Genomic DNA, 10,453 nt, shown 5'->3' with positions numbered 1-10,453 from the left:
CCCGACCGCGCTCCTCGCCCCGCTCCCGGCGTCGGCCCCGCCTCCGGTGCCGCTCCCAGCCCCGGTACCGCTCCCGGTCCTGGCCTCCGGGCGTGCGCCCGTCAGAGGCGCGCCCGTGTCCTCCAGCAGGCGCTCTGCCACGGTCCTGGCCGGAGACAGCGCGCCCGCGGACCGGAGCCGTACCAGCGCGGCGAGCACACGCCCGGCGGTGGCGTCGGGGGCCGTGGCGTCCGACGGGACCGCGCACACCGCCGCCGTGCCCGGGACCTTGCGAGCGTCCTTGCTGGGCCAGGGGGTGACGCAGACCAGGACGAACAGGTCGTCCGCCCCGGGGCCCAGCGCCGCCCGGAGCGCGGCCATCGCCATGTCGCGCTCCCGGCCCCGCTCCGCGGTGAGGGCCGCGCGGAACTCTCGGGTCACCTCGTCGCCCGCCGAGGCCTCGTCGGCGAGCAGTACGCCGATGCGCTCCGTGACCTCCATGGCCGCGGCCAGCCGGTCAGCGGAAGGGCCCGGATCGGTGTCGAGCAGCCAGACATAGCCGTGGACCACACCCCGGTGGCGTACCGGTAGGCACAGCCGCGCACGGAGCACCCCCGCGTCCGGCGCGGCCGGAATCCGCATCGGGCCGCTCGCCCGGGCGATGCCGTACTCCTCGAACCAGGCCCGTACCGCCGGGGTGGAGCGGCGGGTCAGGATCGACCGGGTACGGACCGGGTCCATCTCGGTGTCGTCGTCGCTGTTGTGCGCCCCGAACGCGATCAGCCCGAAATCGCGGTCCTCCAGCGTCGCGGGGGCGCCGAGCAGCGCCGAGACCTCATCGACCAGTTCCTGGTAGTCGCCCTTCACGCAGCCATTCTGCGGCATCAGCACTCGCGCTTCATACAATTGTCTGAGATCCGGGACACGGATGCGTGACAGCTGTCGATGGCTAAGGAAGGGAGCGATCCTTAGGTTTCACGGTGGTTCTCCGTGCTGTTCCCGCTGGGTTCACCCGGGCATTCGACAGAAGCCCACCAGCGAGGTTCTGCCACTCTCGTCCCACTTTCGTGGAGGTGCCCCGTGCTGGGTCCCGTGCTTCTCGCCGCCGCGCGTAGCGACAGCATCCGTCGTATCGTCTCGGCCGCACCGGTCACCCGCCCCGTGGTGAACCGCTTCGTCGCCGGTGAGCATCTCGACGAGTCCATGCGAGCCGTCCAGACCCTGGCCGACCGCGGGCTCGAGGTCACCCTCGACCACCTCGGCGAGGACATCACCGACCCGGCCGAAGCGCTCCGCAACCGCGACGCGTACCTCGCGCTCACCGACGGCCTGAAGCCCCTCGGCCTCGGCGAGCGCGCCGAGATGTCGGTCAAGCTCTCTGCCTTCGGGCAGGCGCTGCCCGGCGGTCACGACCTCGCCCTGAAGAACGTCACGCCGGTCGTCGAGGCCGCCGCCGAGATCGGCACGACCGTGACGCTCGACATGGAGGATCACACTACGGTCGACTCGACCCTGGCGATCCTCGCCGAGCTGCGCGAGCGTTTCCCGCAGACCGGAGCCGTCGTCCAGTCGTACCTCTTCCGTACGGAGGACGACTGCCACGCGCTCGCCGGGGAAGGCTCGCGGGTGCGACTGGTGAAGGGCGCCTACAAGGAGCCCGCCTCCGTCGCGTACCAGGACAAGGCCGAGGTCGACAAGGCGTACGTCCGCTGCCTCAAGATCCTGATGGCGGGCAAGGGCTACCCCATGATCGGGTCGCACGACCCGAGGATGGTCGCCATCGGTCAGGAGCTCGCCCGGCTGGGCGGGCGCAAACTGGACGAGTACGAGTTCCAGATGCTGTACGGCATCCGGGAGGCCGAGCAGCAGCGTCTGGTCGCCGAGGGACATCGCATGCGTGTCTACATCCCGTACGGCACCGACTGGTACGGATACTTCATGCGCCGCCTCGCCGAGCGCCCGGCCAACCTCGCCTTCTTCCTTCGCTCGCTGGTGAGCCGAGGGTGATGGCCATGGCCTGTGCCCCCGCCTGAACTGGCAACCGACTCACACACCCCGCAACCCCCTAAGGAGATTCGGCCATCATGGACGCTGTAACCCAGGTCCCCATGCCGGTCAACGAGCCGGTTCACTCCTACGCTCCCGGTTCGCCCGAGCGCGCCCGTCTCGAGGCCAAGCTCAAGGAGCTGTCCGGGAACCCGATCGAGCTGCCGATGACCATCGGCGGCGAGAGGCGACTGGGTGGCGGCGAGCGCTTCCACGTCGTACAGCCGCACAACCGCAAGGCCGTCATCGGCACCTACGGCAACGCGACCCAGGCCGACGCCCAGGACGCCATCGACGCCGCCCTGGCCGCCGCCCCGGCCTGGCGCGCGATGTCCTTCGACGACCGCGCCGCGATCATCCTGCGCGCGGCCGAGCTGCTGTCGGGCCCGTGGCGCGAGACCCTCGCGGCCTCCACCATGCTGGGCCAGTCCAAGACCGCGCAGCAGGCCGAGATCGACACGCCGTGCGAGCTGATCGACTTCTGGCGCTTCAACGTGAAGTACGCCCGCGACCTGCTCGCCGAGCAGCCGGTGGCCAACTCGCAGGGTGTCTGGAACCGCCTGGACCACCGCCCGCTTGAGGGCTTCGTCTACGCGATCACGCCGTTCAACTTCACCGCGATCGCGGGCAACCTGCCGACCGCCCCGGCCCTCATGGGCAACGTCGTGGTCTGGAAGCCGTCCCCGACGCAGACCCACGCCGCCGTGCTGCTGATGCAGCTCCTGGAGGAGGCGGGTCTCCCCAAGGGCGTCATCAACCTGGTGACGGGTGACGGCCTCGCGGTCTCCGATGTGGCCCTGAACCACCCGGACCTGGCCGGTATCCACTTCACCGGCTCGACCAAGACCTTCCAGCACCTGTGGAAGACGGTCGGCAACAACATCGAGAAGTTCAAGTCGTACCCGCGCATCGTCGGCGAGACCGGCGGCAAGGACTTCGTGGTCGCCCACCCGTCGGCCGACCCGGCGATCCTGAAGACGGCGCTGACCCGCGGCTCCTTCGAGTTCCAGGGCCAGAAGTGCTCGGCGTCCTCGCGTGCGTACGTCCCGCGGTCCCTGTGGGAGAGCGGCCTGCGCGACGAGTTCGTGGCCGAGGTCGACGGCATCAAGATGGGCGATGTCACCGACCTCGAGAACTTCATGGGCGCCGTGATCGACGACCGTGCCTTCGCCAAGAACAAGGCCGCGATCGACCGTGCGGCGGCCGACCCGACCTGCGAGATCGTCGCGGGTGGCACCTACGACGACTCGGTCGGCTACTTCGTCCGCCCGACGGTCATCGAGTGCTCCGACCCGGCCAACGAGGTCTTCACCACGGAGTACTTCGGCCCGATCCTGGCGATCCACGTCTACGAGGACGACACGTACGAGGAGATGCTGGCGCAGATGGAGTCGGTCTCGGCGTACGCCCTGACCGGTTCGATCATCGCCGGTGACCGTGCGGCGGCCGCCGACGCGATGGAGAAGCTCCGCTACGCGGCGGGCAACTTCTACATCAACGACAAGTCGACCGGCGCCGTGGTCGGCCAGCAGCCCTTCGGCGGCGGCCGCGCCTCCGGCACCTGCGACAAGGCGGGCGCCCCGCAGAACCTGATGCGCTGGACGCTGACCCGCGCCATCAAGGAGACGCTGGTTCCGCCGACCGACTACCGCTACCCGCACATGGGCTGACCCTCCGGGTCCGCCTCCATCGACCACCGCCTCCGTCCGGCCTGCACCCCGGACGGGGGCGGTGTGCGTTCCGGGCTCCTACGCCTTGGGCTGGTTCCGGGCTCCTACGCTTTGGGCTGGTTCCGGGCGAGGAAGTCGCCGATCAGCGTGGCGATCTGTGCCGCGTGCGTCTCCAGGGCGAAGTGTCCGGTCGGCAGCAGATGGACCTCGGCCTTCGGCAGGTCGCGCTGGAAGGCGAGGGCGCCTTCCGGGACGAAGATCTCGTCGTGCGCGCCCCAGACCGCGAGCAGGGGCACCTGCGAGGTGCGGAAGTACTGCTGGAAGGCGGGGTAGAGCGCGAAGTTGCTGCCGTAGTCGCCGATCAGGCCGAGCTGGATGGCGTCCTGGCCCTCGCGGGCCATCAGCGCCGCGTCGTGGTGGTACGCGTCCGGGCTGACCAGCGTCGGGTCCGGGACCCCGTGGGCGTACTGCCACCGGATGCCTTCCAGCGAGCGGATGGCCCGTACCGGAGCGGCGGTCTCCGGGTTCGTCGGGTCCGCGATGAACGCGAGCACGGGCGCCCAGCCCTCCTTGCCGAGCCCCTCCTCGTACGCGTTGCCGTTCTGGGTGACGATCGCCGTGATGCGCTCGGGGTGCGCGAGCGCCAGCCGCAGGCCGATCGGGGCGCCGTAGTCCTGCACGTAGACCGCGAACCGGTCGAGCCCGAGCTGCTCGGTGAACTCCCCGATGAGGTCGGCCAGTTCGGCGAAGGTGTAGGTGAACTCCTCGGCTGACGGGGCGGCCGAGCGGCCGAAGCCGGGGTAGTCGGGGGCGATGACGCGGTACCGGTCGGCCAGCCGCGGGATCAGGTCGCGGAACATGTGCGAGCTGGTGGGGAAGCCGTGCAGCAGGAGGAGGACGGGGGCGTCGGCGGGGCCCGCCTCGCGGTAGAAGAGCTCGTGGCCGCGAACGGTGGTGGTCAGGTGCCGGGTCTGCTGCGGCGCACTCATGGCTAACCTCTCACAGGTGATTTGGGGGTTGAGGTGACGGGTCGAGTAGAGCACGCGGGGATCTAACCGGTCAACCATCAAAGGGCGGTTATGTGGAACCGCGTGTCGATCACCCGGCGTCCTGCCCGTGGCAGCGTCCGCGCCCAACTCGCCTTCAGGGAGAGCCGATGACCATCGCCGCCACCGACCGGTTCCTCGACTGGGACGGCTGCCACAACGTCCGCGACCTCGGCGGGCTCGGCCCGGTCCGCCGTGGGGCTCTGGTCCGGGCGGACCGGCTCGACAAGCTGACGGAGTGGGGGTGGGAGGCGGCGTACGCGCACGGCATACGCACGGTCGTGGACCTGCGCAATGGCGACGAGTACGGGGATGACGCGGCGCCCCGCCCGGACGGGATCACGACACTGCGGGTACCGCTGGACGGCATCGAGGACCGTGAGTTCTGGGACAAGTGGTGGGACGACTGGCGCACCGGGACGCCTGTCTACTACCGCCCGTTCATGGAGCGCTTCCCGGAGCGGGTCGCCGCCGTCGTGCGCGCCATCGCGCGGGCCGAACCCGGGGGTGTCGTCTACCACTGCGCGGCGGGTCGGGACCGCACGGGAATGATCTCCCTGGTGCTGCTGGCCCTGGCGGGCGCGACGGCAGAGGAGGCCGCCGCCGACCACGCGCTCAGCGCGGCGCGGATGCCCGCGATGTGCGCCGCCATCGGCCGCGACTGCGACCAGCCGGAACTCGACGCCGAGCTAGCGGCGGCGGGCACCAGTAACCACGGTGCGGCCCTGGAAACCCTCCGCCGGCTCGACGCCGAGTCCTACCTCCGCGCGGCGGGCGTCACCGACGCCGAACTGGCCGCGCTGCGGAACCGGCTGGTCTAACGGAACCGGCTGGTCTAGGGGGTGTCCGCTCAGATCTCCACCATCACCTGATCCAGCGACTTGCGTACGAGATCAGGGACTTGGCAGTCCGGCGCGGGATAGCCGACCGGGATCACCGCGAACGCCTTCTCGTTCTCCGGGCGGCCCAGCACCTGGGAGAGGAACCGCATGGGGCTCGGCGTGTGGATCAGGGCGGCGAGCCCCGACAGATGCAGCGCCGAGAGCAGCATGCCGACCGCGATGCCGACCGACTCGTCGACGTAGTAGTGCTTGTGCTTGGCGCCGTCCGCGCCGAGCCAGTAGCGCTGCTGGAAGACGACGATCAGCGCGGGCGCGTCCGTCAGATGCGGCTTGACCTCGTCGGTGCCGAGCGGGCGCAGCGCCGCCAGCCACTCCTCGCCGAGGCGTCCGTCGTAGCTGATCTGCTCCTCGTGTTCGGCCGCCTCCCTGATCCGGCGGCGTATCTCGGGGTCGCGGACCAGGGCGAAGGTCCACGGCTGCTGGTGGGCGCCGGACGGGGCGGTCGCGGCGCAGGCGATGGCGTCCCGGATGACCTGCTCCGGCACCGGGTCGGTGGCGAACTGCCGTACGGTCCTGCGCTGTTGCATACGGTCGCGCAGCTCGGCGGCGCGGGCGAGTGACTCCGCGGGGTCCATCCGCTCGGGGTGGTAGGGGACGGGGCGGTACGGGGCGCCGTGGATGGGCGCCCACTCCTCGGTGGTCGGCATGGCCCAGATTCTGCTGGGCGCCCCCGCGTCGCGCCAGAGGCCAAACTCGCGGCACCCGATGTACTCTGCTTGAAGTGGTTTCGCTTCCAGGGAGAACGCCATGCGCCAGAACCCCGCCCGCCGCACCGCGCTCCTCGACGGCGCCATCGAGGTACTCGCCCGCGAGGGCTCACGCGGGCTGACCCTCCGGGCCGTCGACAAGGAGGCCGGGGTCCCCATCGGGACGGCGTCCAACTACTTCGCCCACCGCGCCGACATGCTGGCGCAGGTCATGCAGCGCATCCTGGAGCGGCTGACCCCCGAGGAGGCCGAGCTGGCCGACACCATGGCGGCCAAGCCGTCGGCCGAGCTGGTCAGGACCCTGCTCCAGCAGCTCCTGGAGCGCACCCGACAGGAGCGCTCCAGTCACCTGGCGCTCCTTGAGCTGCGCCTTGAGGCCACCCGGCGCCCTGAGCTGAACGCCGAGCTGACCCGGTTCTTCAGTGCTCAGCTGGAGGCCAACATCGACTTCCATCTCGGGGCGGGGCTGCCCGGTGACCGTACCGGCGTGGTGCTGATCTACCTCGCGATGCTCGGGCTGATCGTGGACGACCTCACCGTCCCCGAGCTGCTCACGCCGCACCGGACCGACGTGCTGATCGACGCGATGGTGACGCGGCTGCTGAGAGCCTAGAACCAAGATCGCGTCTCAGATACTAGGAAGTCCGACTAACTGTGGAGACAGAAGCTCCACTCTCCCTTAGCTTTGTAGAAGCCGAACGTCTCGCTCGATCCAGCGAATGGCGGTCGTGAGCCGGTCCCTTGCGCAGGCAACCCCTGCGGCCCCGCTCCCCGCCCCTTCCGGCGCCTCGAAATCCAGTGTTCTCCAGAGCCGTACGGCCGCGTCCGTCACTCGCGCCCGACACTCTGGACCGTGATCTCAAGGAGTCGATCACTATGTCCGTCGAGACGACCACCCGCCGAGTCCGCCGCACTCCCGCCGCCCCCGCGTCGGAGCGCAAGAACGCCGCCGCCGCCCTGCAGCGGGCCCTCGACCGCAGGGACAACGGCGGCGCCACCGGCCACTGACAGTCGCCGGTCGGATCGTCGTCACCGGCCTCGCTTGATCTCGAAGTAGTCGACGCGCTCGCCGCTCTCGGCGAGCGCGGAGACCTTCAGCACCGGCGCCGCACCGGTCTCCGCCTCCACCGCGAGGAAGGAGAACCCGGTGAACCGCACCCGCGACCACTCCACCGTGTCCGGGTCCGGCAGCCGCAGCCTGGTCCAGTGATGGGTCAGGATCGAGTCGCGGTCGTTGACGTTGCCCTCGTAGCTGTCCTTCACGCCGAGCCCGAAGCTGTACAGCTCCTTGCCCGCTCCGCCCGCCGTGACGTACACGATCCCGTCCCGCGTCGGGTCCGTGGACGCCCCGACCGGCACCGGCTTGCCGACCTCGCCGTTCTTGACGGCGTCGGTCCGCTCGTACACATGGTTGTGTCCGTTGATCACCAGGTCGACCTCGTGCTTGGTGAGCAGCGGCAGCCAGGCGTCGCGCAGCCCGCCGTCCGAGCCGTGTGTCGCCGTCGAGTACATGCAGTGGTGGAAGAAGACCACGATGAACTCCACGTCCGGGTCCCGGCGCAGCTCGCCGAGGCGCCGGTCCAGCCAGGCCGTCTGCCTGCCGTCCGTATAGCCCTTGTTGGCGGGTATCTGGTACGAGACGTCGTTCGCGTCCAGCGCCACCACGCCGACGTTGCCGTACGTGAAGGAGTACACGCCCGGCGCGTTCTTCGGGTCGAAGCCGTTCTCCGGCAGCGAGAAGCGCGCCGACTGGCCGCCGTAGCCGTTGGGTGAGTACCAGGCCTCCATGTCGTGGTTGCCGGTCGTCACCATCCACGGCACCCGGGCCGCCACGCTCTCCGTCTGCGCCAGGAACTGGTCCCACACGCGCGCGTCGTACGTGTCCGACTCCTTGCCGTGCCCGCTGGAGTCGGCGTAGCAGATGTCGCCCGCGTGCAGATGGAAGGACGGGTTCTGGCCCAGGATCAACTGGTCGTTGGCGAGCGCGTCGTAGCTCACACCCTGGTCGCCGAAGGCCGTGAAGACGAACCGCTCGGGCTTCGCGGGCGCGGTACGGAACGAGCCCAGCGTGGCGAGCCGCTCGGGCGAGGCCGGGTCGAAGCCGTCGTGGCCGACGCCGTAGTAGTACGTGGTGCCGGGCTTCAGGCCGTCCAGGGCCGTGTGCAGGTAGTACTGGTCGACCTCGGGAAGCTTGCGGGACAGCGCGGGGGTGTGCAGCTCGCGCACCTCGGCGTCGATCTTCCGGCTCAGCTCCCAGGGCGTCAGCCCCACCCGTACATACGGCCGCTTGACCGCGAACGGGACCTGCCAGGAGATCCGCATCTGAGTCTTCGGGTCGGCGCCGAAGGCGAGATGCCGGCCGAACGGGGCGACCAGCGAGCCGTCCACCTTCGCCGTCGCGGGGGAGCCGGCCAGCGTGGGGGTGCCCGCGCTCGCGCTGCCTGCGCCGCCGACCAGCAGCCCGCCGCCGCCCGCCAGGGTCGCGGTCGCCAGACCGCCGACCAGCGCGCCGCGCCGCGAGACCTTGGGGCGCGCGTGCTTGGCGCGCAGGTACTCATGCTGTTCGGCCATGCTCATGCGCCGTACGAGCTGCTCGGGGATGCCGACCTTGGGCGTGTCACTCATGGAGGGCAACTTCCCAGTAACTTCCAACTCCGGCCAGTCCTCCGGGTGAACAGACGGTGGAGAACCGTAGAGATCTCGGGACGCCCCGGCGAGATCCGGGACGCACCCCCGGCGAGATCTGGGGATGCATCCCCGGCGAGATCTGGGGATGCATCCCGCGAGGTCCGGGAATGCCCCGGTGGCACATCCACTAAGTCCACATCGTGGACATCCATGTGTCATCCCATGGGACGCGGAGTACGGTTCTGTCATGTCTCGCAGCATCAATCTCGCAGTGGTCCCCGGTGACGGCATCGGACAGGAAGTCGTGGCGCAGGGGCTCAAGGTCCTGGCCGCGGTCCTCCCGCAGGATGTGAAGCTGGAGACCAAGGAGTACGACCTCGGCGCCCAGCGCTGGCACCGCACCGGTGAGACCCTCCCGGACGCGGAGCTCGAGTCGCTGAAGCAGCACGACGCCATCCTGCTCGGCGCGATCGGCGACCCGACCGTGCCCTCCGGCGTCCTGGAGCGCGGGCTGCTGCTCAAACTGCGGTTCGCCTTCGACCACTTCATCAACCTGCGGCCGAGCAAGCTCTTCCCGAACACCTCGACGCCGCTGGCCGGACGCCCGGAGATCGACTTCGTCGTCGTCCGCGAAGGCACCGAGGGCCCCTACACGGGCAACGGCGGCTCGCTGCGCACCGGCACCCCGGCCGAGGTCGCCACCGAGGTCAGCGTCAACACCGCGTACGGCGTGGAGCGTGTCGTCCGGGACGCCTTCGAGCGCGCCAACGCCCGCCCCCGCAAGAAGCTGACGCTGGTCCACAAGAACAACGTCCTGGTGTACGCGGGCCACCTGTGGAAGGGCATCTTCGACCGGGTCGCGGCCGAGTACCCGGACGTCACCACCGACTACCTGCACGTCGACGCCGCGACGATCTTCTTCGTCACCCAGCCGGAGCGCTTCGACGTCATCGTCACCGACAACCTCTTCGGTGACATCCTCACCGACCTCGCCGCGGCCGTGACCGGCGGCATCGGCCTGGCCGCGTCCGGCAACATCAACCCGACGGGCGCCTTCCCGTCGATGTTCGAGCCCGTGCACGGCTCCGCGCCCGACATCGCGGGCCAGGGCAAGGCCGACCCGACGGCCACCATCCTGTCGGTCGCCCTGATGCTGCGCCACCTCGGTTTCGAGGCCGAGGCGGAGCGCGTCGAGGAGGCCGTCTCGGCGGACCTCGTGGAGCGCGAGGGCACGACGCGCACCACCGACGAGACCGGTGACGCACTCGCGGTACGAGTAGCGGGCTGACCCGGTCGGACCGCGGAACCCCGGGGGATACCCCCGGGTCACCGCCCCTCAGCCGCCGGGTGCGCACACCCGGCGGCTTTTCCTCTGCGGCGCCGGGTGTCACCATCGACCCCTGGGCCGCACTCACTCCGTCTTGTGCCCGGCCCCACGGTTTCGTGCTCGCACCACGCGAGCGATAATCGAACGT

At 70.1% G+C, this 10,453-nt stretch carries 10 protein-coding genes; 6 read left to right on the top strand and 4 right to left on the bottom strand.

Annotated features, from left to right (window positions below):
• Positions 1-864 (bottom strand): PucR family transcriptional regulator (locus tag U9R90_RS09535; RefSeq protein WP_411055955.1); only part of this gene is annotated, 864 nt, incomplete at its 3' end.
• A 195-nt stretch (positions 865-1,059) separates the two neighbouring features.
• Between U9R90_RS09535 and U9R90_RS09530 the strand changes: the two genes are divergently transcribed.
• Both U9R90_RS09530 and pruA read left to right on the top strand, forming a co-directional pair.
• Positions 1,060-1,986, top strand: a complete 927-nt coding sequence (locus U9R90_RS09530; protein ID WP_411055954.1) for a proline dehydrogenase family protein — start codon at positions 1,060-1,062, stop codon at positions 1,984-1,986.
• A 77-nt stretch (positions 1,987-2,063) separates the two neighbouring features.
• Positions 2,064-3,695 carry an L-glutamate gamma-semialdehyde dehydrogenase gene (gene pruA / locus U9R90_RS09525; RefSeq protein ID WP_411055953.1) on the top strand — a complete coding sequence of 544 codons (1,632 nt, stop codon included), beginning with the start codon at positions 2,064-2,066 and terminating at the stop codon, positions 3,693-3,695.
• Between the two features lie 104 nt (positions 3,696-3,799).
• Here the strand turns inward: pruA and U9R90_RS09520 are convergent, their stop codons facing one another.
• Complete coding sequence (locus U9R90_RS09520) at positions 3,800-4,684, bottom strand: alpha/beta fold hydrolase (RefSeq protein ID WP_411055952.1); 885 nt, start codon at positions 4,682-4,684, stop codon at positions 3,800-3,802.
• Between the two features lie 167 nt (positions 4,685-4,851).
• Here U9R90_RS09520 and U9R90_RS09515 point away from each other — a divergent pair, with 167 nt between their 5' ends.
• Complete coding sequence (locus U9R90_RS09515) at positions 4,852-5,562, top strand: tyrosine-protein phosphatase (protein WP_411055951.1); 711 nt, start codon at positions 4,852-4,854, stop codon at positions 5,560-5,562.
• Between the two features lie 29 nt (positions 5,563-5,591).
• Here the strand turns inward: U9R90_RS09515 and U9R90_RS09510 are convergent, their stop codons facing one another.
• Positions 5,592-6,290, bottom strand: coding sequence for a nitroreductase family protein (locus tag U9R90_RS09510; protein ID WP_411055950.1), 699 nt, complete (start codon positions 6,288-6,290; stop codon positions 5,592-5,594).
• A 100-nt stretch (positions 6,291-6,390) separates the two neighbouring features.
• On the opposite strand from U9R90_RS09510, the gene U9R90_RS09505 reads away from it, so the two are divergent.
• Together U9R90_RS09505 and U9R90_RS09500 are read left to right on the top strand one after the other, a co-directional pair.
• Positions 6,391-6,963 (top strand): TetR/AcrR family transcriptional regulator, encoded by a 573-nt coding sequence (locus U9R90_RS09505; protein ID WP_411055949.1) that lies wholly within the window; start codon positions 6,391-6,393, stop codon positions 6,961-6,963.
• A 263-nt stretch (positions 6,964-7,226) separates the two neighbouring features.
• Positions 7,227-7,358, top strand: coding sequence for a hypothetical protein (locus U9R90_RS09500; protein ID WP_411055948.1), 132 nt, complete (start codon positions 7,227-7,229; stop codon positions 7,356-7,358).
• Between the two features lie 21 nt (positions 7,359-7,379).
• Here U9R90_RS09500 and U9R90_RS09495 read toward each other — a convergent pair whose 3' ends face one another.
• Positions 7,380-8,975, bottom strand: coding sequence for a purple acid phosphatase family protein (locus U9R90_RS09495; protein WP_411055947.1), 1,596 nt, complete (start codon positions 8,973-8,975; stop codon positions 7,380-7,382).
• A gap of 250 nt (positions 8,976-9,225) precedes the next feature.
• On the opposite strand from U9R90_RS09495, the gene U9R90_RS09490 reads away from it, so the two are divergent.
• Positions 9,226-10,266, top strand: coding sequence for a 3-isopropylmalate dehydrogenase (locus U9R90_RS09490; protein ID WP_411055946.1), 1,041 nt, complete (start codon positions 9,226-9,228; stop codon positions 10,264-10,266).
• Positions 10,267-10,453 lie beyond the last annotated feature (187 nt).

It is taken from the genome of Streptomyces sp. E11-3 (assembly GCF_046540415.1).
In the GTDB taxonomy this organism is placed as follows: Bacteria; Actinomycetota; Actinomycetes; order Streptomycetales; family Streptomycetaceae; genus Streptomyces.
This window is presented reverse-complemented; position numbering and strand designations above follow the sequence as displayed.

Coding starts and splice junctions, on each gene's coding strand:
- U9R90_RS09490 (WP_411055946.1), top strand. CDS start 9,226: ATGTCTCGCAGCATCAATCTCGCAGTGGTCCCCGGTGACGGCATCGGA.
- U9R90_RS09500 (WP_411055948.1), top strand. CDS start 7,227: ATGTCCGTCGAGACGACCACCCGCCGAGTCCGCCGCACTCCCGCCGCC.
- U9R90_RS09510 (WP_411055950.1), bottom strand. CDS start 6,290: ATGCCGACCACCGAGGAGTGGGCGCCCATCCACGGCGCCCCGTACCGC.
- U9R90_RS09505 (WP_411055949.1), top strand. CDS start 6,391: ATGCGCCAGAACCCCGCCCGCCGCACCGCGCTCCTCGACGGCGCCATC.
- U9R90_RS09520 (WP_411055952.1), bottom strand. CDS start 4,684: ATGAGTGCGCCGCAGCAGACCCGGCACCTGACCACCACCGTTCGCGGC.
- U9R90_RS09515 (WP_411055951.1), top strand. CDS start 4,852: ATGACCATCGCCGCCACCGACCGGTTCCTCGACTGGGACGGCTGCCAC.
- pruA (WP_411055953.1), top strand. CDS start 2,064: ATGGACGCTGTAACCCAGGTCCCCATGCCGGTCAACGAGCCGGTTCAC.
- U9R90_RS09495 (WP_411055947.1), bottom strand. CDS start 8,975: ATGAGTGACACGCCCAAGGTCGGCATCCCCGAGCAGCTCGTACGGCGC.